Raw genomic sequence first — 19,242 nt, 5'->3', positions numbered from 1 at the left:
CGTCGGGGCGACACACCAGACCGGCCGCCCTGACTGAAGAATAGCGGGGCCTATCCCGAGTGTCATCAAGCGACCGTTCCATCCAGGCGCGCATTTGCCGAAGAAGGGGGCGGGATACCTGCCCAGCCGGTACAATCACCCTTTGACTGCGAACACTTCCGAACCATGACCAACACGACCCCGGGGCATGCTTCGCCCCTCGATGCCGTCGAGATCGAGACCTCGCCAAACCCGAGCCATGCGGTCATCTGGTTGCACGGCCTCGGCGCCGACGGTCACGATTTCGAGCCGGTGGTTGCAGCACTCGATGCCGCCAACCTGCCAGCCACGCGCTTCGTCTTCCCGCATGCGCCGATGCGCGCGGTGACCATCAACAACGGCTACGTGATGCGCGCCTGGTACGACGTCGTGAGCGCCGACTTTTCGCAGCGTCGCGAGGACCCGGACGGCGTCCGGGAGTCCGCCCGACTGGCCGAAGCCTTGATCGCGCGCGAGAACGCTCGCGGCATCGCAGACGAGAATATCGTGCTCGCCGGTTTCTCCCAGGGCGGCGCGATCGCGCTGCACGCCGGACTGCGACATCCGCAACGACTGGCCGGCATTCTGGCCCTGTCGACCTACGTACCACTGGCTGAAACGCTGGCCGCGGAGCGGCACGAAGCCAACACGCAGACATCGGTGTTCATGGCCCACGGCAGACAGGATCCGGTGATTCCGTACAGTTTCGCCAAGCTCTCCTACGGCCTGCTCAGCCAGCTCGGTCAGCCGGTGAGCTGGCATGCGTACACCGCCGACCATACGGTCACGCTCGACGAGCTTCGAGACATCGAACGCTGGCTGCAGAAGGTGCTCGGCGAGGAAGCTGAGCCGAGCGATACGCCGAACCTTTGACCGGCGGCCGCGGTCATCCACACGACAGCAGCCGAAAACCGCACAATTCACGTACCCGGACACATCGAGACGACATGCTCCGACACACCCTGCTTGCCCTGACCTGCGCTCTGCTCGCGACCGCAACCTTCGCCCAAAGCAGTCGCGCCATCGACGGCTGCAACATCCGGCGAGGCACTTTTTGCGTGAACATGAGCCTGCAGGGTGCGATGCTGGATGGCGAGAACCTCGCCAACTCCCAGTTCACCCGCAGCAGCCTTGCTGGCGCGAGCATGGTGGGGACCGATTTGTCAGAAGCCAATCTGTCCCGTGCGACGCTCACCGGAGCCGACCTTACCGACGCTTTGCTCTCTCGCGCCAACCTGACCGGCGCGAACCTCACCGACGCGACTCTCGCGGGCGCACGGGCCACAGCGGTCATCATGCGAAATGCGAATCTCACTGGCGCAGACCTGTCGGAAGCGGTGCTGACCAACGCGGACCTCACCAACGCCCGGCTGGGCAGGGCGAAGCTCGACGGCGCAGAGATGCAGCGTGCCAATCTGCGCTCGGCCGACCTGCGCGGCGCCTCGCTGCGCGGCGCGAATCTCCGAGGAGCGGACTTCAACGGCGCCAATCTGTCCGACGCAGACCTGACCGACGCGGACCTCGATCAGGCGAACTTCACCCGAACCCAAACCCTGGGTTGCATCGGCTGCCCGTAGCTCTGCTGATCGCCCCGACCGGCCGCGGCCTGGCTACTGAAGGTCAAGCCCTCCCGTCACCCAACCGAAGTGAAACGAACGATGATCGAACAACCCTATCTCCTGTTCCTGGGTGACGCCCCGGACCCACTCGCTGCCAAGGTCGCACAGGGCATTCGCGACTGGCGGCCCGATGCGGCGGTCGGTCAGTACCGGCTGCCCGATTGCAATGCCGACATGGGCTTGCCCGACATGAGCATTGCCGAGGCGGTGGCTGCGGGTGCCAGGACGCTGGTCGTCGGCGTGGCCAACCGCGGCGGCGTGATCTCGCCGGCCTGGATCGACGTGCTGCGCGACGCCCTGACCGCCGGCATGGATCTGGCCTCCGGCCTGCACAACCTGCTGCGCGACGAACCCGCACTGGTCGAGGCCGCGCAAGTCCATGGCCGCAGTCTGCACGACGTGCGGGTGCCGTCGGTCAGATACCCGATCGCCAACGGCAAGCGGCGCAGCGGCAAGCGCTGTCTCGCGGTCGGGACCGACTGCTCAGTGGGCAAGATGTACACGGCCATCGCAATGGAGCGCGCCATGCATGCGCGCGGCATGAAGGCCACCTTTCGCGCCACCGGCCAGACCGGCATCCTGATCACCGGTAGCGGCGTACCGCTCGACGCGGTGGTGGCCGACTTCATGGCCGGCGCCATCGAATGGCTGACGCCCGACAACGAGCAGGATCACTGGGATCTCATCGAAGGACAGGGCAGTCTCTTCCATGCGTCCTACTCGGGTGTCACGCTGGCCCTGATCCATGGCGGCCAGCCGGACGCGCTCATTCTCTGCCATGAGCCGACCCGCACACACATGCGCGGGCTGCCGGACTTTGAACTGCCCTCGCTGGAAGACCTGGCCGAGGTCTCGCTACGCATGGCGCGGATGGTCAACCCCGCCTGCCGGATCACAGGGATCTCGGTCAATACCCATGGCCTGCCGGAAGACAAGGCCTTGGCCTATCTCGCCGCAGTCGAGCGCCAGATGGGCTTGCCAACGGTCGACCCCTTCCGCCAGGGCGCGGACCGGCTTGTGGATGCGCTCGACTGATGAAGCTCGTCGCCATCCGCGAGGTTTTCCCCTTCCGCGATGTGTTCGCAATTTCGCGCGGCGCGCGTAGCGAGCAGGTGGTGGTCAGCGTGACGATCGAGGCCGACGGCATCCGCGCGCACGGTGAATGCACGCCCTACGCCCGCTATGGCGAATCAGCCGAGCAGGTGATCGCCGACATCGAAGCCATGGCGCCCGCGCTGTCGTCCGGCCTGACCCGTCTCGAGCTGCAACAGGAAATGCCCCCGGGTGCGGCACGCAATGCGCTCGATTGCGCGCTGTGGGACCTCGAGGCAAAGCGCAGCGGCAAACCCGTCTGGGCCTTGGCTGGCCTGCCTGCACCCGGACCGGTGATCACCGCCTACACCATCGCGCTCGAAGACGCGGCAACCATGAACCGCAAGGCGGCCGCGAATGCGTGGCGCCCACTGCTCAAGATCAAGCTCGGCGGCGAGGACGACGTGACACGGCTGGAAGCGGTGCGAGCCGGCGCGCCGGCTTCGCGCATCATCGTCGACGCCAACGAAGGCTGGAGTGCGGACGAGTACGCGGCATTGGCACCGACCCTGCTGCGTCTGGGCGTCGACCTGGTCGAGCAACCGCTGCCCGCCGACGCCGACGACGCACTGGCTGGAATCGCCCGCCCGCTGCCGGTATGCGCCGACGAATCCTGTCACGACCGGGCCTCGCTGGCCGCGCTCGCCGGCAAATACGACATGGTGAACATCAAGCTCGACAAGACCGGCGGCCTGACCGAAGCCCTGGCCTTGCGCGATGCGGCCCGACAAGCCGGGTTCTCGGTCATGGTCGGCTGCATGGTCGGCAGCTCGCTGGCAATGGCGCCGGCGGTGCTGGTCGCGCAGAGCGCAGCCGTCGCCGATCTCGACGGCCCATTGCTGCTGGGCGCGGACCGCGAACCGCCGCTGGTTTACGATACGGAAGGCGTACACCCCGCCGACCCGGCGCTGTGGGGTTGACCCCCGGACCGATCCCTAGCTCCTGACCTGCGCTCACGAGGCGCTCCACCCCAATCTTACGAGTCGAATCATGAATACCGCAGCACGCACCGTTTACGTCAATGGCCAATACCTGTCCGAACACGACGCCAAGGTCTCGATCTTCGATCGCGGCTTCATGTTCGGCGACGGCATCTACGAAGTCACCACAGTGCTCGACGGCAAGCTGGTGGACTTTGCCGGCCACTGCGCCCGCTTGGGCCGCAGCATGCGTGAGCTAGACATGAAGACGCCGTGCACAGACGATGTCCTGCTCGCCATCCACCGCGAACTGGTCGCACGCAATGCGCTCGTCGAAGGCCTGGTCTATCTGCAGGTCACCCGCGGCGCGGAAGATCGCGACTTCGCCTGGTCCGACGCCATACAGCCCACCGTCGTAGCCTTCACCCAGGTGAAGAGTCTCGCCGCCAGCCCACTCGCGGCCCGCGGCGCGCGCGTTATCACCGTGCCCGACCTGCGCTGGAAGCGGCGAGACATCAAGACGGTGCAGTTGCTCTACCCCTCGCTCGCCAAGATGCAGGCCAAGGCCGCCGGCAAGGACGACGCCTGGATGGTCGAGGACGGCTTCGTCACCGAAGGCACATCGAACAACGCCTTCATCGTCACTGCCGACGGCACACTGGTGACCCGCCAGCTGTCGACCTCGCTGCTGCACGGCATCACCCGCGCCACCGTACTGCGCCACGCAGGCGACACCGGACTCAGGATAGAGGAGCGGCCGTTCAGCGTAGCCGAAGCCCAGGCCGCGAGCGAAGCCTTCGTCACCGCGGCAACCAGCTTCGTCACGCCGGTGGTCGAGATCGACGGCACGCCGGTCGGTACGGGCGTACCCGGCCCGGTCGCCACCCGGTTGCGCGAGATCTACATCGAGGAAAGCCGCAAGAGCGCAATCTGACAATCTCGTGGTCGAGCGCGGTGTCTTGCAGACACCTGTCGCTGAGGAGATCGATTGCCCTAACGCCTGTCAGACGAGATTGGCTGACTGCCGAGCGAATACCACTGGAGGCTGCAGTTCCAGCGTCGCTGCTGTGCGTCAGTCGAAACGAAAGCGCTCCACCTCGCGATTCAACTCGCGCGCCAGCTCGTCGAGTTGCGCTGCAGTCTCCACGCTGGTCTTTACCTGTGCGGAGTTCTCATCGGCTGCGCGTGCAACCTGCTCTACATTCTTGGCTGTTTCGGTACTGGCCGAGCTTTGCTCACGCAACGCGATCGAGATGTCGCCAATGGATTGAACGACCTGGTTGACTCCCTCTTCGATCTCGGCCATCGCCTGTCCCGCCTCCGATGCAAGGATGACACCTTGATCGACCTTCTTCGCCCCCTCGCGCATGGTTCGCACCGCAGACTGCGTATCACCTTGGATCGACGCAACCATTCCTGCAATCTCCTCAGTCGAATTTGCAGTACGTTCCGCGAGTTTACGTACTTCGTCCGCTACCACCGCAAAGCCGCGTCCGCTCTCACCGGCGCGAGCTGCCTCGATCGCGGCATTCAACGCCAGCAGGTTGGTTTGATCAGCAATCTCCTTGATCACGGAGACTATCGAAGAGATCTTCTCGGATTGTGTGCCGAGTCGTTCGACTGAATCGGCCGTTTGATTGGCCAAGGCTGCGATTTGCTTGATCTCTTCGACAAGGGAATTGACCAGCCCTGCTCCGTTGGCTGAAAGGGAACCCGAATGCCGAGCACTCTTGTCCGACTGCTCGGCACTTGCGCTTATGTGATCGATGCTCACCGTCATCTGCTCGATCGCAGCGGCTATGCTCGCAGCGGAGTCCGCCTGTTCTGACGTGCTTCCTTCGATCAAGCCAGCCGCGTCGGTCATTTTGCCCGCGGCCTCCACAACACGTCCTGCCCCCTCACGTACATTCTTCATTAGCTGGACGAAGGAGTCCGCCATCTTGTTGAAGCTGTCGGACACCGAGCTCAATTCATCACGCGTCTTGAGATCGATACGCGGACGAAGGTCACCGGTTGCAAGAACACCGGCAACCTCTGAAAGACGCCGAACACTGCCAATCGTAGCCAGGTAGGTTCCGACGGCCAGATACAGGGCTATCAGCATCGCCAGAACGCTCGCCGATACGGTGATCAAGCGCGTCTGTCGCAGTTCAGTCTCTTGCGCGCTCAGAATCACCTCAAGCGTCGGCAAAAGAATGTCGGACATGATTGCGTAGCCGCGATCGATCGACTCGGACAGTCGACGGAAGTACTCCTCCGCAGACAACTCGAAGCGTTCGCCGACCACATCTCTCATGACAAGCTGACTGACTGAATTGGCTGCGATCAGTAGTTGGATCGTCGCCTCCTCAAGGCGCTCAGACACGTCCGGGTTTTGTTCGGCAGTGCGCATGAGATTGGTTTCGACGACGCTGGAGGCTCGTTCCAGCTCTGCCACCAGACCCGCCAGCGCCAGACGCTCGTGCTCGGTGATTGAACCACGCGTGACCGACTCCAGACCTTGCGCACGCAACAGCCCGATAAGTTCGAGTTTGCGTGGCAGTCGATCCACCGTTGACATGGTCAGATAATATGACCCGAGGCGTGTGTCGAGAGTCAAACCATAGGAGTCGGCAATCCGGGTTGCAAATGACAGCAACTGATCCACAAGCACGGTATGACGGAACAGGCTCTCGCTCGCCACCATCCTCGCGACGTCGTCGAAGATCGTTTGCATGTCTTCCCTGATGCGCCCCCACTGCTCATGCTCGACCAGTTCCTTCACCAGTTGGCCTTCGATCTCCTTGATCGACTGTGCAAGCTTGCGCGACAAGGCATCACGCTCGCCAGCCAGGTTCGCCTGCCCATCCAGAACGGCCGACGTGAGACCACGATGCCGCTGGGTATCGGCAACCAGCTCGAAAAAGCCCCGGACTATCTGGGCGCCGACAGAGCGCCTCTCGTTGTTGTCGATCGCTGTCGTCAGCGTTCCGTGGATCTGTCCGAAAAGACCCAACACGAGGGCACCCAGCACAATCCCGATCAATGCGAATTTCTGGGGAAACCGCAGGCAGTTCATTAACCGGATGGAGGGGAGAAAGAATGCATTCATGTCAGGGCTCTCTGTCTCTAGGGAAGTAGCTCGTCATGCCTCACCTGCATTCGTTCGCCTCAGAGACATATGTGGACGGAGGGACGCTCGGACAGATCTCGGATGCGGGTATGCAATTGCGCCGCAGCAACTCCTTGCTACAAGTCACCACGATACCCAGCATCGCGGTTTGAGTGGCGGCCACGCTTTCCAGAAACACGCCTCATGATCCGAACGCTCCTCCGGTTCAAGCGCTCGTTGTCATTTACGGCAGAACCACTGAAGCGCTTTAGGTTTTTATCAAACTGTTTTAGCTCCAACTAATTGTATTCCAATTTCCGGCGTCTTGTGCAAAGCCGTCTGCATGCGAGGCCGGAGCGTCACATCGACACAGATCCATGCGTCTGCCTTGACGGGAGCTGACAACGCTTTCCAGCATGGCCACGGTGGATCATCAGACGAAGCGTGTCGGCGGCACGTCGGACAACACGCTGTCGTGTTCGGCCTGCGGTTCGCCGGGAACGGTGTGGAGCGGAATCACGCCTGCCCACACCGGCCAGCTCAGATCTTCCTCATCGTCCTTGACGCCGGCTGCGCGCACCTTGGCGGACGCTTCGGTGAGCGGGATGCGCAACACTGTGGTGGCGTTGAGCTCCTTATCGTTGATCGGACGCAGGGTTTGCCAGCGGCCGGGGTAGAGTCCTTCGATGAAGGCCTCGAGGCTGCGCAGCTTGTAGTCGGGGTCGGTCACCGCTTCGAAGCGGCCGTAGATCACCACCGAGCGGTAGTTCATCGAGTGATGCATCGCCGAGCGGGCGAGCACCAGGCCATCGGCCTGCGCGATCGTCACGCACGCCTCGCCATGCGCCAGCGCCTTCAGCATGCGCGAGGCCTTGGCGCCGTGGATGTAAAGGTGTTCGCCTTCACGCCAGTGCAGAGTCGGAATTGCATGCACTGCGCCGTCGATCTGGAAAGCGACGGTGCACAACATGGTTGCGTCCACGATGGCGGCAACGGTGGCGAAGTCGTAGCGCCCGCGGTCGGGTAGCCGACGGATGCGGGTACGGGCGGATGGCGCTGTAGCCTGGCTCATGGCGAACTCCCCGGATAGTGGTCAGGCCTCGATCCTAAGCGTCTCGTGGTACCTTGTTTAGCGCCACGAATTGTCGATCGATTGGAGCCATGATGGCTTTGGACTGGTTGCTCGCTCCGCCGCTCCCCGAGGCCACGCCGCGCCAACAGGTGCTGTATCAGCGTCTGCGTGAGGCCATTCTGTCCGGCCGCCTCCCGTCCGGAATGCGCCTGCCGGCAAGCCGCGGGCTCGCGACATCGCTCGGCGTCGCCCGCAACACCGTGCTGTTCGCCTACGAGCAGCTGGTCGCCGAGGGCTACCTCGTGGCCGACCGCCAGGGCACGCGGGTCGCGCGGTTTCCGCCGCCGGTGACGGTCGGCCGGCCGGGGGTGTCCAAACCGAGTGTTTCCCTGTCACTGTCGCGTCGGGCAGAAGCCGCGCTGCAATCCGAATCCGGACGCGATGCCGAGGCATTGCCCTTCTCGCCCGGCGTACCGGATTTCGGCGCATTTCCGTTCCGCTTGTGGCGACAGTCGCTGTCGCGCGCCTGGAGCGATGCCGGCTGGCGCCAGCTCGGTTACGCCGCCCCCGGCGGCGACCCCGCGCTGCGCGCGGCACTGGCCGAACACCTGAGCGGCGTTCGCGGCCTGTCGGTAACCCCGGAACAGATCGTGGTCACCACCGGCACCCAGTCGGCACTCGATCTTTGCGCCCGGCTGCTTGCCGACCATGGAGACACCGTGTGGGTGGAGAATCCGGGCTATCTCGCAGCACGAACCGCATTCGGACTCGCTGGGTTGAAGGTGCATGACGTGCCGGTGGATCTCGAAGGCCTGGCGCCGCAGGTATCCGACTGGCGCGCACATCGGCCACGGCTGATCATGGTCACCCCGTCCCACCAATACCCGACTGGGCGCGTGATGTCTCTGCCGCGCCGCGTCGCACTCGCGGAGGACGCGCGACAAGCTGGAGCATGGCTCATCGAGGATGACTACGACAGCGAGTTCCGGCGCAGCGGCCCCGCACCGGCGCCCCTGTTCGGGTTACAGGCGGATTCACCGGCGGTCTATGTCGGGACCTTCAGCAAGACGCTGTACCCCGGCTTGCGCCTGGGCTATATCGTCGTGCCGCAAGCCGTCGCGCGGCAGTTCGCTCGCGCCACAGCCCAGGCCACTCGGGCCGGCCAGGGAATCGAACAACGCGCACTCGCCGACTTCATTCGCCGCGGCCACTACACTGCCCATCTGAGGCGCATGCGCAGTCTTTACGCCAAGCGACTCGCCGTGCTGCGGGTGGCCTTGCGCAACGCCTTCGGCTCGGAGCTGGCCTTGTCGGGTGGCGACGCCGGACTACACCTGGTCTTGTGGCTTCCACCCGGCGCGAATGATGACGAAATCGCCAGGCGAGCCAACGCGCTCGGCCTCGGCGTTCGGGCGCTGCGGGGGTACGCGAGAGCGCCGGTCAGGTGCAACGGCTTGTTGCTGGGATACGGCAACCTCGACGAAGGCATGATCGCCGAGGGCGTGCGACGGCTGAAAATCGCAGTTCTGGGGTGAGACATCGTTTCAGACGGCGAGCGACTTCGCCCCAATCAGCAAGCAAGCGAGTTCCAGCTCCCCCGTCGCGCCGCACGCCACAGCCCCCAGGCCGCACCCACGGCCAAACCAATGGGGCCTGAGTAGAAGATGCCCAACATCGGACCCTGATTAGCGCCCGGCGCGAAGAGCATCGGGCCGAAAAAGCCGGCTGCAAAGCTCACCGTTCCCACGAACAGCGCGAACCCGAGTGGGTTCTCTCCTCGCCACCAGCGATTGCGGACAGGACCATGGCGCAACGCGATCCACACCACGACAAACGGAACGAGCGGTAACCACAAGGTCAGAAACAGTTCCATGACACCTTTCTACTCTCTCTGGTCCATGGCCATCAATGCTTGCCGGATGCGCGCGACTTGATGGACTGACGATATTCGGCAAGCGCACTCAACGCGTCTTCTCCCCAGCGCCCGGTTTCAGCGAGCGTCGCTGCATGCAGCCCTTGCGCGTAAGCGAGCACCAGTTCGAAACCGGCATCGAGGTGCCGGCTGTCACCAGTTGACGCCAGATGGCGGCACCAGGCGATTCGCGATTCGGCGATGAGCTTTTCGAGTTCGAGCTGGACCTGCACAAAGCGGACGTGGCCGGAAGTGCCACCAAACAGGGCATTCGCACCCAGCAGGCAGGCAGCAGCGGCCAGAAAGACGTAACCATACTGCCCCCAATCCCTGAAGACTGGCGCGGCGGTGCCGGCCAGCAATGGAAGCAGCAGCCCGACAGAGCCCAGCAGCCAGGCCAGAAACCTTGCAAGCGACGAAATCAGGGCGCGTGTGCCCCGCCGCCTGTAGTAGTAACGGACTTCCGATTCCGCCAGGTCGTCCACCGCGGCGAAGAGTTCCGACAGCGAACTCTCGGCATTCGCGGCATCCCACTGCAGCGACTCCGTCCGCTCACGAAATCTTCTCACCCGCCGAGGATCCTCCGGGCGCAGATTTCGCCACACGCTGTTGTCACCGACACTCACTCACGCCTCCCATGACACCGCTTATGCCAGGGCCATCGATAGTTCAGCATAGTCCACGCTTTCCACTTCGACTGCTCCTGGAACGCTGCGAGGTCTTCCCCCGGAGACTTCGCGCCAGGGTTGACCTGGCGCATCACGCCGGATCCGAATCAGGAATACACTGTGAGCGGAAGGCAGGCCAAACGAAAAGGAGGCAGTCATGACGAACCGCAAACTCGCGCTAATCGTCGAGCATCAGCACCCGCTCACGCTCGCCAGCGCAGAAAACATCCAACGCGCGTGTCAGTGCATGCGCGAGCAACGTATCGGTGCGGTCATGGTGTCGGACGACGGGATCACACTGAAGGGCATCTTCACCGGTCGGGACGCGGTGCGCGCCATGGCCGAGTGCTGCGATCCGGTTACCACCCGCATCGAGACATTGATGACGCCGGACCCGACGACCATTGCGCCCAACGCCACCGCGATAGAAGCCTTGCGGCTGATGAGCGACGGCGGTTTCCGCCACCTGCCAGTGGTCGAGGCTGGCCGTATCGTCGGCATCGTCTCGCGCGGCGACTTCAAGGGCCTGGAGCTCGACCACTTCGAGGACGAAACCAGCCTGTGGGAACGCATCGCCTGATTCATCCGGCCCACGGCGTTTCGGCGCTCGCATGCTCGAGACGGTCGTGCTCGACGTAGTAGATCGCGCAACGCACCGGCAGACCCTCGTCGCGGAATAGCGCAGCGTAACGATCAAGCTGGTCACGATAGCGCCGGGCATGTTCGGCAAAGGCCGCATCGTCTGCCCCATCGGGCAGGCGGGCGGTCTTGAAGTCGATGATCCAGCGCACGCCATCCTCGACGAAGCTGCGGTCGACCACGTGCAGGCGGATCGCCGTTTCGCTGCGCGAGGCCAGCGTGAGTTCGGAAGCCGCCTGCTCACGCGGCACGAGTATCCACCGCGCGGTGTCGCTGGCCACGACCCGCTCCAGCATGGATAACGCCCTCGCGGCGCCCTTGTCGGCGTCCGCATCGGCAAAGCCTTCTCCGCCCAGCCAGCGCACCATGGCCTGACGCAGGCTGGACAGCCTGCCGACAGTCCAGCCATCGCAACCGGTGCGCGCGAAAATCTCCAGATAACGATGCACCAGGGTGCCGACCGCTGCTTCAAGGCGGTATCTGCCCTCGGTGTCGGCGGGTTCCTGCTCGAGTCCCGGGGTTTCCGTTTCGACCGCCTCGGCCGCGCGCACGATGCACTCCGGCTCGCCAGGTGTGCGCAGGCGCAGCAACGGCGGCACGAAGTCCTCCCACGACGGCAGGCCGTGGCTGTCCGCTGGCGGAACAACGCTCACCGCACTGGCGCCGAACAACGACTCGACCACCGGCCACAGCAGCCGCAGCGGCGTGCCTGAAGACGGCTGCCGCAGGCTGCCGTCGTCGGCCTGCTCGCACGCGCCGACCCAATGCAGGGCACGCACGGCCCGGGTCGCCGCGACATAGAGCACGCGCAGTTCCTCGTTGAGCGCGCGCTCGGCCTCGAGCTTCTGCAGATAGGTATAGGTGCTGGTCGTCTCCGCGCTGTTGCGGCGGGTGCGCACCGGAGCGACCACCAGGGTGCTGCCGCCATCCCCGGTCGCCACATCCTCCCAGCGCAGCAGCGGCGTATCGGTCTGCCCGGAGCGAAGGTGCAGGCCGGGCACGATCACGGTGTCGAACTCCAGACCCTTGGATTTGTGCACCGTCATGAAGCTCAGACGGCCATCTGCGCCGGCGTCGGCGGCGGCGAACAGCCTGCCGACCTCGTCCTCCAGCCGCTCGAGGCTGAACTCGCCGCTGTCGACCAACCGGTCGAGCAGCCCGAACCAGGCTTCGACATCCTCACCGGCGGCGGCATCCGGGAGCAAGGCCGGCCCCCCAAGGCGTAGCCAGGTGCTCTCCACCCAGCGCCCGAAAGGCATCCGGCCGGCGTGTGCGAAGGCCTCCTCGCAAACCTTGCGTACATGCGCGAGCCGGGCCCGGCCATCGTCGCTCAGCGCGGCGACCCGGGCCTCGTCGGCCATCAGGGCGCAGATCGTTGATCTGCGGTCTTCGGCCGCCAGTGCATGCAGGTCGGCCAGGATCAGGCCGCACCAGGGAGCACGCAACAGGGCCAGCCAGGCGACCCGGTCTGCCCGCTGCGACAAGGCCCGCACCAGCGTCATCAGGTCGGCAATCCACTGGCGATCGGCAAGCGCTTCGACCTCGACCGCCGAGAAACGCAAGTCCGGCCGATGCGCCCGGATCTCGGCGATCAGCGACGAGAGATGGCTGCGGGCACGCACCAGCACCGCAATGCTGCGAGCGGGGTCGTCGGCGCGCACCCCGTCGATGATGGCGAGCATTCTGCGCGCTTCGAGCCGGTCACGCTCGGCGGCGAGCGTGCCTGCCGGCAGGACCAGCGGATGAACCGCCACACCCGCGGACGGCAGAGGCTCATGGGTGGCGACGAAGCTGCGATAGCGAATCGTGCCGCGACTGATCTGGTCGGCCGGCGGGAAGATGGCGCCGAAGGCCTGGTTCACCCAATCGACCACCGCCGGACAGGAGCGGTTGTTGCGGGACAAGCGCAGGGCTTCGAGCGGCGCCCCGCCGATGCCGCGCTGTGTCGCCTGCAGGAACAGCCCGACGTCGGCCTTGCGGAAACGATAGATCGACTGCATCGGATCGCCGACGCAGAACAGGGTTCGACCGTCGCCTGGCATCCAGCCGGTGGTGAGCAGTTCCAGGAGCCGTATCTGCGTCGGGCTGGTGTCCTGAAACTCGTCGACCAGCAGGTGGCTGAGCCGGTAGTCGAGTTTGAGGGCGAGTTCGGTCGGGCCGCTGCCGTCGTCCAGCGCGGCGATCGCGCGCTGCGACACCTCGATGAAATCCACCTTGCCGTGGCGCTGGAAGACCGCGAAAAGCTGCGCCGCGGCCAGCTTGAGCAGTGCAGCAAAATGCTCGACGACCTCGCCCTCGTCTGCATGCAGTGCGGGATCGGGCAGCATGCGGATACGGGCGAGCGCAGCCTCGAAATCGCTATCGTCACGGAGCCTGTCGAGCAGTTCCAGCAGGCCTTGCTTGGCAGCCCGACCCTCGTCGGTCGCCGGAAAACCGTTGTTCTTGTTGAGAGAACGGCGCAGGCCGTTGGTGCCTGTAAGCAGCAGATCGCAAAGCGCTCGCCACATCGGGAGTGCATCGGCACTCGGCGCGAGCGGTGAATCCCAACCGCGCAGGCAGGTGAGCGTGGCACCATCCTCCAGCTGATCTGCGGCAAAGCGCGCATAGGGCATGAGCTCGTGCTGCAGCTTGTCGTCGACCCGTCCCGCGATCTCGACCAGTTCCTCGTCCACCAGCTGATTCAGCACCCGGGCCGAGGCTTCGGCCAGCGACTCGTCGAGCGCATGGTGAAGCCATTGGTCGCGCCGCGCCAGCATCTCGGCGATCAGCCGCTGCAGGCGGGCGGTGTCGTTGTCCAGCCAGGAAAGCGACTCGGCGACAAAAGGCAATGCCGCCTCGTCGAGCAGCGCCACGGTTTCGGCAGCCGCTTCGGCGTATAGGGCGCCGGCTTCCTGCGCCACCGCCGGTTGTGCGCCGAAACGGCTAAGCAGCGGCATCTGCCGCGCGAGCGACGCGCACAGCGAATCGATGGTGAGAATCCGCAGCCGCTGCGGCTGGGACTGCAGCGCCCAACCGAGCTCGGCCGAGCGCGCCAGTACCGAGCGCGCGAGCTCGAAGGTGACCTGCCGATGGGCCGCCTCCGGAAGCACGCCGCTCGCCGCCATCTCGAGGCTGGCGAGAATGCGATTGCGCATTTCGGCTGCCGCCTTGCGAGTGAAGGTGATCGCGACGATCTCCTCGGGGTGTTCGACGCGGGCCAGCAGCATCAGGAAACGCTGTGCGATGAGCTCGGTCTTGCCCGCGCCTGCCGGCGCCTCGACGATAAAGGAGGCAGGCTCGAGCGCACGCCGGCGAGCCTTGGCGTCCGCTGCGAGCAGGTCGTCACCACTGGCCGTGATCAGTGTCTCGCTCATTGCCCGGCTCCGTCAGCAGCCAGCAGGCGCCCGTAGAGCATGCGTCGCTCGGGCAGACGCAGGATCGGCGCCACCTCGCACCAGGCCAGATCCTGCTCGCGGGTGAAGCGCACCGCCGCCTCGCCGGCACGGATCTCGTCGGCGAGCGTGGTCAGGCCGCTATGCCAGCGGGAGAGCAAGGCGTTCCAGTCGGCCACTTCTGTCTCGTCGTAGAGCGATCGGGCGTTCGGCAGACCCTTGACCCCGGGCAGCACGCCATCTTCGGCGGTAATGCCGGCAAAGCGGGCGCCGGCCAGACGCACCCGCGCCAGCGCAATACCCGATACCGGCTCGCCGTCGGTGGCGAAGCTCGCGTAAATCGGCAACTGCGGTTCGGTGATCCGCTCCGCGGCCCAGCTCGTGGCGTCGACGGTGGCGCTTGTCTTGTAGTCGATCATCAACAGGCTGCCGTCAGCCAATTCATCGATCCGGTCCACGATCAGGCGCACCGCGATGCCGCCGACCTCGACCGTGCGCTCGTGTTCGCAGGCGCGCACCGCGAACGGGATGCCGCGCTGCAGTTCATGTGCCACCCATTCGCCGAGCAGGTCGATCAGGCGATCGCGCTCGAGTTCGAGAAAGCGCGGCGTCAGGGGCGCTTCGCGCTGTTCGGTGAACTGCGTGATCGCCGCTGCGACCGCGTCGCCGATTTCCCTGGCAAGCACCGCCTCGTCCATGGCCTTCACGCCAGCGAGATCGCGCCCGCGCCAGAAACACTCGAGCACCTTGTGCACCAGCGAGCCGCGTTCGCGCGCATCCAGTCCCTCTGTCGGCGTCTCAAGCGGCTGGGCGCCGAGGCGGTGGCGATAATAGGCCCAGGCCGGGCAGATAGCCTGGGTGCGGAACAAGCCGGTGCCACCGGCAACCTTCTCGCCCTCGGCCACCGGCGGCGCGAGATGATCGTCCAGATACTCGAAGCGGTTTGCCTCGACCGCCGCGCGGACCTGGTCGCCGAGCGTACCGGCAAGCGCTGGCGCGACCGGATGCGGCGTCATGCCGACCACCAGCGGGCTCGGCCGGAGTTCGGATTCGCCCTCGCGCAGCGCGTGCGAGAAGACCAGCTCAGGCGCTGCCTGCAGCAGCCTGGCGTGGATCGCTCGCGCGAATTCGAACTGCACCTCCGCACAGGCGTTCGGTGTGCGAGCGGACCGTTGCAGGGCAGCCGGCAGCAGTGGCGAGGGGTTGGGTGCCGGAGGCCACAAGGCATCGTTCATGCCCATCACCCACAACGCATCGAGTCGCTCACCCGCGGCTTCGAGCAGGCCGAGCACCTGTATGCGCGGGCGCCCCTCGGTTCGCGGCTGGAAGAGGTGCGCGGCACATGCCTCGGCAAGCCGCGCCACCGCTTCACCGAGCGACAGGGTGCCGGTGATGTCGTCCAGACCGCCCAGGGACTCGAGTCCCTCGACGAAGGCCTCACGCGCCTGAAAATCATGACTGCTCAACGTGCGCTCGCCCGGCCAGCCGAAAGCTTCGAGCAGCCGCAGCAGACTGGCGCGCCAAGCCGACGGCGCCTGCCGGGGCGGCAGCCGGTCGAGCAGACGCGCGACATGCTCCAGTCGGTCGGTCATGCCGTGGATGGCGAGTCCGTCCACGATGGCCTTGCGCGCGAGCCGCACGATTCGCGCCAGCGAGCAACGGGCCGGCAGACGCTCGCGCATCAGCGCGTCGAGGCGCGCCCTCGCGTCGACCTCCGACAGATCGCTTCCCCACCACGGGCCGTTGAGAAGACTGCCAAAATCCTGCTGCGGAAACTCACGCCGGGCGGCCAGACGCAGCAATGCGAGTGCGGTCGCGACCAGCGGCACCTCGGACAAGGGCAAGCCGAGCGAGACGTTGTAATGACGCTGACGCTGGGCCTGGGCCGGGCGCAGCGCGGCCACATCCAGGGCATGGTCGAGCAGTCGGGTAAGCAGCGTGCGACGGGCGGCCAGATCGGGTACCGCAATGCCGACCCTGGCCTCGGGGCGCGCCAGCGCGATCTCCACCGCCCAATGCACCGCGGCACGGCATTCAGCGGCGCCGTCGGCGAGCGCGATCAGCCTCGCCTCGCCCGGCGCCTCGGTGCCGGTGACACGTTCTCGCACGGCCACGCCTCGCTGTTCGAGGGCACGAACAAGCCGTTGTTCCAGCGGATTGAGGCGATCGAACCCGGCGAGCGCAACCGATGCCGGCATGCGCCCCACGCCGGCCTCCAGCAACTCGACTTGCCTCAACGCGGCCATGGCGGACGTCGCCCAGCCATGGCGCGTGGCTTCGTCGACGAAGCGCTGTCGCCATTCGAGAAAGCGGCGGCTTTCCTCGCTGGCCTGCACCGGGTCCACCGCGAGCGTCCAAACATCGACAAGCTCGGCGGCCTTCATCGCCTCGGTGGCCAAACCCCGCGCATCGAAGAGCTCCGATGCGATATCGTCGTCGACTGCGGCGCGCACGCAGCGCTCCCACAGCAAGGCTTCGGCCTGCGTCGTGAGCACGCGTGAAGGCAAGGCGGTGGGCGCCACCTCGCCGCACAACAGCGCCTCCTCGATGACGTTGCCCAACCATTGGGAGACAGTGGCGGTGTTCGGCACCGGCACCCCAGCCTCGCCAACGCCTGCACGGGCTGCCGCCTCAAGCGGCAGGGTGCGCGCAAGGCGCGCGGTGGCGCAAAGCACGATTTCGTCGTCCGAGGGGGCAAGAGCTTGGGTCATGCGTGGCATCCGGCTGGCGTTTGACGCATATTATGGGACCGACAGGCTCACCGGACGAGCCCGCTCAGGATCATGCCGACCATCCAGCTCCGTTTCGACCCGGCACTCGTGCATTTCCTTCCCCGACAGCATCGGGGCGGGAACGTCATCTCTCACGCACCCGAGACCGCGACGCTCAAGCATGTGATCGAAGCCCTGGGGGTACCCCATACCGAGATCGGGCGGGTATCGAAAGACGGCCGCCTGGCGTCGCTGGACGAGCGGGTCACAGACGAAACCAGCGTCGAAGTCGCCGCTGCGCGCGACCACGACGGCGACCTGCCCGGCTTCATTGCCGATGCGCATCTCGGCGGACTTGCACGCCTGCTCAGACTCGCCGGCTTCGACACACTTTACGACAACCACTTCCAGGACGCCGAGATCGCCGCCCTGGCGCATGACAGCAACCGCATCGTGCTCAGCCGCGATGTGGAACTGCTCAAGCACCGTGATATCGCGCGAGGGTGTTACCTGCGCAATACCGACCCCGAGCGACAGTTTCGCGAACTCGACGAACGTCTCGGCCTTCGACGCCATGCAAAGCCTTTCACCCTGTGCCTGACGTGCGGTCTGCCTCTGCACCCGCTCGAGGCTGAACGAGCCTCCGCGCGGGTTCCAGCGGGCATACTGGCTCGGCACACCCGCTTCAGCACATGCGACGGCTGCAAGCGGGTATTCTGGGAGGGTAGTCACTGGCAGCGGATGCGTGCGCGCCTGGCATCGCTGCTTCAGTGCGAAGAACCCGCAATCGTCTCAAAGCTCCGCAAATGACAGATCACATCGAATACGACCTTGCCGCTGCCATCGCCAAATGGCCTGACGTGCCGGCCTGCTACGGCTGGCTGTCGCTGGACTGCCGCGGCGCCTGGCGCCTGCAGGGTGAGGCGGTCTCCCACCCCGGGCTGCGCAAGTTGCTGGATGCGAATTACGGCCGCGGCGAGGACGGCGCCTGGTTTGTCCAGAACGGTCCGCAGAAGGTGTTCGTCGCCCTCGAGTACATGCCACTGGTGCTGCACTTCGACGCAGCCGGCGATGTGTTCGCACACACCGGCAGGCCGGCCGGCGACCCGATTTCGGTATGGATGGACGACGAAGGCAACGTGCTACTGGCGACACCGGCTGGCCCCGGGCTACTCGACGGCCGGGATCTCGCGACATTCATCGACGCCTGCGCCGACGAGCACGGTCAGTCGGTCGATGAGGCCACCTTGCTCGCTGCGCTGGATGGTCGTGCTCGCCTGCGCTGGCGAGGGCTGAAGGTCGGCCACATTGCCCGCGCCGAGGCAGCGGCACACTTCAGGTTCATCCCGAACCCCGCGCCCCGCTGATCGCTCGGTCCCGATTCACCCCCGTAGCAGCACGATCGCGATCGTCCACAGGATGAGCGCGACCAGACCGTCGAGCACCCGCCACGCAACCGGCCGCTCGAACAGCGGCGCGAGCACCCGCGCACCGTAGCCGAGGGTCACGAACCACACGAAGGATGCAGTGACCGCACCGGCGCCGAAGATCAGGCGCACGTCCTCGGCCTGCTGACTGCCCACCGAACCGATGAGCACCACGGTATCGAGCCAGGCATGCGGGTTCAGAATGCTGAACGCCATCGCCGCGAGCAGAACCTGGCGCCGAGTCAGGCCGCCCCCGCCTTGCTTGTCGATCTGCATCGAAGTGCCGCGAAGCGCATTGCGCATCGCTCGCGCGCCATACCAGAAGAGGAAGGCCGCTCCCCCGTAGCGCGCGGCCGCCATCCAGTCGGGATTGGCCGAGATGATCGCGCCGAAGCCGCCGACGCCGATCATGATCAGCATCGCGTCGCACACCGCCGCCACCAGCACCGCCACGCCGACGTGTTCGCGCCGCAACCCCTGGCGCAGCACATAGGCATTCTGGGCCCCGATCGCCATGATCAGGCCCACGCTCAGCAGGAAGCCGCTGAAGAAAACGCTACCCATTTCGAAATTCAACATATCCAACTCCGTTGCTCTTCTTGTTTGATTCAGACCTCACCGGCCTGACGGAATGGCATGAATCTATCGCCTCGGCGCTCAAATGTTCAGTAGAATTAATTTTCATCGCCTTCAATTAGAGAA

Annotated in this window: 16 protein-coding genes; 9 read left to right on the top strand and 7 right to left on the bottom strand. The window is 65.4% G+C overall.

Annotated features, from left to right (window positions below; genetic code table 11):
- Positions 1 to 165 precede the first annotated feature (165 nt).
- From GPA21_RS01255 to GPA21_RS01235, 5 genes are all read left to right on the top strand, one after another.
- Entirely contained in the window at positions 166 to 891 is a 726-nt protein-coding gene (locus tag GPA21_RS01255; protein ID WP_168986395.1) for an alpha/beta hydrolase, read from the top strand.
- 74 nt (positions 892 to 965) lie between these two features.
- Entirely contained in the window at positions 966 to 1,595 is a 630-nt protein-coding gene (locus tag GPA21_RS01250; RefSeq protein ID WP_168986394.1) for a pentapeptide repeat-containing protein, read from the top strand.
- Between the two features lie 81 nt (positions 1,596 to 1,676).
- Positions 1,677 to 2,672 carry an N-acetyltransferase DgcN gene (gene dgcN / locus GPA21_RS01245; RefSeq protein ID WP_168986393.1) on the top strand — a complete coding sequence of 332 codons (996 nt, stop codon included), beginning with the start codon at positions 1,677 to 1,679 and terminating at the stop codon, positions 2,670 to 2,672.
- Positions 2,672 to 3,649, top strand: a complete 978-nt coding sequence (gene dgcA, locus GPA21_RS01240; protein ID WP_168986392.1) for an N-acetyl-D-Glu racemase DgcA — start codon at positions 2,672 to 2,674, stop codon at positions 3,647 to 3,649. Before dgcN ends, dgcA begins: the two co-directional genes overlap by 1 nt.
- A 70-nt stretch (positions 3,650 to 3,719) precedes the next feature.
- Entirely contained in the window at positions 3,720 to 4,583 is an 864-nt protein-coding gene (locus GPA21_RS01235) for a D-amino-acid transaminase (protein WP_168986391.1), read from the top strand.
- A gap of 138 nt (positions 4,584 to 4,721) precedes the next feature.
- On the opposite strand, the gene GPA21_RS01230 is transcribed toward GPA21_RS01235, so the two are convergent.
- Both GPA21_RS01230 and GPA21_RS01220 read right to left on the bottom strand, forming a co-directional pair.
- Positions 4,722 to 6,740: a methyl-accepting chemotaxis protein gene (locus GPA21_RS01230; protein WP_211163363.1), complete on the bottom strand. Its 2,019-nt coding sequence runs from the start codon at positions 6,738 to 6,740 to the stop codon at positions 4,722 to 4,724.
- A gap of 433 nt (positions 6,741 to 7,173) precedes the next feature.
- Complete coding sequence (locus GPA21_RS01220; protein ID WP_168986388.1) at positions 7,174 to 7,812, bottom strand: pyridoxamine 5'-phosphate oxidase family protein; 639 nt, start codon at positions 7,810 to 7,812, stop codon at positions 7,174 to 7,176.
- A 92-nt stretch (positions 7,813 to 7,904) separates the two neighbouring features.
- Here GPA21_RS01220 and pdxR point away from each other — a divergent pair, with 92 nt between their 5' ends.
- The gene (gene pdxR / locus GPA21_RS01215; RefSeq protein ID WP_168986423.1) at positions 7,905 to 9,347 is read left to right on the top strand and encodes a MocR-like pyridoxine biosynthesis transcription factor PdxR; all 1,443 of its coding nucleotides are present in this window, start codon (positions 7,905 to 7,907) and stop codon (positions 9,345 to 9,347) included.
- A 35-nt stretch (positions 9,348 to 9,382) separates the two neighbouring features.
- On the opposite strand, the gene GPA21_RS01210 is transcribed toward pdxR, so the two are convergent.
- Both GPA21_RS01210 and GPA21_RS01205 read right to left on the bottom strand, forming a co-directional pair.
- Complete coding sequence (locus GPA21_RS01210; RefSeq protein ID WP_168986387.1) at positions 9,383 to 9,685, bottom strand: hypothetical protein; 303 nt, start codon at positions 9,683 to 9,685, stop codon at positions 9,383 to 9,385.
- A 32-nt stretch (positions 9,686 to 9,717) separates the two neighbouring features.
- A complete protein-coding gene (locus tag GPA21_RS01205) occupies positions 9,718 to 10,293 on the bottom strand; it encodes an SLATT domain-containing protein (protein ID WP_168986386.1) in 576 nt (191 codons plus the stop codon).
- 256 nt (positions 10,294 to 10,549) lie between these two features.
- Between GPA21_RS01205 and GPA21_RS01200 the strand changes: the two genes are divergently transcribed.
- Positions 10,550 to 10,972 carry a CBS domain-containing protein gene (locus GPA21_RS01200; protein WP_168986385.1) on the top strand — a complete coding sequence of 141 codons (423 nt, stop codon included), beginning with the start codon at positions 10,550 to 10,552 and terminating at the stop codon, positions 10,970 to 10,972.
- Between the two features lies 1 nt (position 10,973).
- On the opposite strand, the gene GPA21_RS01195 is transcribed toward GPA21_RS01200, so the two are convergent.
- Both GPA21_RS01195 and GPA21_RS01190 read right to left on the bottom strand, forming a co-directional pair.
- The gene (locus GPA21_RS01195) at positions 10,974 to 14,384 is read right to left on the bottom strand and encodes a UvrD-helicase domain-containing protein (protein ID WP_168986384.1); all 3,411 of its coding nucleotides are present in this window, start codon (positions 14,382 to 14,384) and stop codon (positions 10,974 to 10,976) included.
- The gene (locus GPA21_RS01190; protein ID WP_168986383.1) at positions 14,381 to 17,113 is read right to left on the bottom strand and encodes a PD-(D/E)XK nuclease family protein; all 2,733 of its coding nucleotides are present in this window, start codon (positions 17,111 to 17,113) and stop codon (positions 14,381 to 14,383) included. The genes GPA21_RS01195 and GPA21_RS01190 overlap by 4 nt, the downstream gene beginning before the upstream one ends.
- Positions 17,114 to 17,185: 72 nt before the next feature.
- On the opposite strand from GPA21_RS01190, the gene GPA21_RS01185 reads away from it, so the two are divergent.
- Both GPA21_RS01185 and GPA21_RS01180 read left to right on the top strand, forming a co-directional pair.
- Positions 17,186 to 17,923: a Mut7-C RNAse domain-containing protein gene (locus tag GPA21_RS01185; protein ID WP_168986382.1), complete on the top strand. Its 738-nt coding sequence runs from the start codon at positions 17,186 to 17,188 to the stop codon at positions 17,921 to 17,923.
- Positions 17,920 to 18,480 (top strand): DUF2946 family protein, encoded by a 561-nt coding sequence (locus GPA21_RS01180; protein WP_168986381.1) that lies wholly within the window; start codon positions 17,920 to 17,922, stop codon positions 18,478 to 18,480. Before GPA21_RS01185 ends, GPA21_RS01180 begins: the two co-directional genes overlap by 4 nt.
- 15 nt (positions 18,481 to 18,495) lie before the next feature.
- Here GPA21_RS01180 and GPA21_RS01175 read toward each other — a convergent pair whose 3' ends face one another.
- The gene (locus GPA21_RS01175) at positions 18,496 to 19,119 is read right to left on the bottom strand and encodes a LysE/ArgO family amino acid transporter (RefSeq protein ID WP_246261674.1); all 624 of its coding nucleotides are present in this window, start codon (positions 19,117 to 19,119) and stop codon (positions 18,496 to 18,498) included.
- Positions 19,120 to 19,242 lie beyond the last annotated feature (123 nt).

This window comes from Azoarcus taiwanensis (assembly GCF_012910885.1).
Taxonomy (GTDB): domain Bacteria; phylum Pseudomonadota; class Gammaproteobacteria; order Burkholderiales; family Rhodocyclaceae; genus Azoarcus_F; species Azoarcus_F taiwanensis.
The sequence above is the reverse complement of the archived record's forward strand: the minus strand, read 5'-3'. Positions and strand labels throughout refer to the sequence as shown.